The sequence below is a fragment of the Diplocloster modestus genome (assembly GCF_019042245.1).
Classification (GTDB): Bacteria; Bacillota; Clostridia; order Lachnospirales; family Lachnospiraceae; genus Diplocloster; species Diplocloster modestus.
Genome location: NZ_JAHQCX010000037.1, coordinates 1 through 1,451, shown reverse-complemented (window position 1 = coordinate 1,451; position 1,451 = coordinate 1). Strand labels below are relative to the sequence as shown.

At 43.5% G+C, this 1,451-nt stretch carries 1 protein-coding gene; it reads right to left on the bottom strand.

Features of this window, described 5'->3' with window-relative positions; translation table 11 throughout:
* Window positions 1-62: 62 nt before the first annotated feature.
* Window positions 63-1,376 (bottom strand): IS30 family transposase, encoded by a 1,314-nt coding sequence (locus tag KTH90_RS24675; protein ID WP_158353511.1) that lies wholly within the window; start codon window positions 1,374-1,376, stop codon window positions 63-65.
* Between the last annotated feature and the right edge of the window lie 75 nt (window positions 1,377-1,451).

The following is a 1,451-nucleotide window of genomic DNA, read 5'->3' as shown; positions in this document are numbered from 1 at the left end:
AGCCCCATTCAAAAAATATGAAAAGTTTACTTCCAGTCCGGCAGCAGATTTTTTCAGGTTAGTTAACGGTTGAAGCGAATCAGCTTAGGTGTCAGATTGACCTCGTCAGGGTTAATGCACCTAAGCTGAAGTGCTTTTAAAGTGTCTTCACCAAAGGCCGATAAGGCCAGAGCATACGGTGTTTTACCACCAAGACTTTCACGAGGTGTTGAATTGATGTGGTTCACAATCAGATTTACATCCCACTGTGTCAGAAACTCAAAGCTGTTTCCCTTAGGAAGTACCATGCGGAGCATAGTATGGACATTTTCAACCCCACCTTTTTGACCGCTGCGCATTGGGTCACAGTAATAAAGACTACAGCGTTGGATTGCATTGGTTCCGGTTTCCAAAGCGTTAGGATCACCAAATTCAGAGCCTCGATCTGTCAATACGTATTCAAACAGAGAAATGAATTCAAATGTACCAAGGCGCTTTTCCAGATGCTCAAATACAAGTCGTACAGCACCTTTGGTGCAGCGATTCATCAAAAATGCGAGAAACAGCTTCTGTTCGGTAAAATAGAACGTCAGCAGCGTCTTCTTTGACTCACGGGAGGAATGCACGGTATCCATTTCTACAAACGAATCAAGACCTAATGATTGAAAATCCAGATAGGTGCGATTGATAAAAACAGAGCGATCTGTGATCTGCGTTTTATGGCACTTCCGAGGTCTGAACTTTGGTTTGCGTTTCAGATCAATGTTTCTGGAAGAAAAGAGTCCTTTGTCAATGTAGGCGTAGATGGAACGTACAGACATGTCCAGCTCAGGATGATTCACTGCGATCTGGTACGGTGACTGTCCCTGCTGTATTAGCGGAGTGACAATCTGGTCCTTTTGGCGAAGTTCATGTTTTGTGATTGGGATACCTGAACGGGAATCACTGAGCAGTTCGCGATATTTGCGGTCGGCAAATCTGGCATTGTAAGTATATTTGTGTGCAATAGTACAGTGAGAGATTTTCTTGCTGCACCCATTGCAGACAAAGGGAGCCTTATTCAGTCTGGAGCACTGTTCTTTCTCGAAAACATTGCAGGTTTGATTGCAGGTAGGGCAGGAGCTACATTTGATACCGCATACGAGAATCTTGTCGCAGACATTGACCTTGCGGCATGAATATCTGTGGACACAGAAGTTCTTAGCATTATAGAAAGTTCCTTTGTGATACCAATCCGAAGCACGCCTGGCCTTGACCTCCTTAGAGATTGTGGTTGGGTCCTTGCACAGATACTTGGCTATCTCTTTAAAAGAGAGACCCTGATTCAAGGAATTCTCAATAAAAACGCGATCCTCAAGGGAGAGGTGCTTCTGATTACCAGGAATATATTTACTCATAGAAATCTCCTTCTACTGCTGCCAGAAGGAACTACAAAGATATCATACTGATATGAAAGAGTAAATATCAACTGT

What these genes read in the sequence shown, in the direction of transcription:
- KTH90_RS24675 (WP_158353511.1), bottom strand. Translation starts at nt 1,376, where the DNA reads ATGAGTAAATATATTCCTGGTAATCAGAAGCACCTCTCCCTTGAGGAT.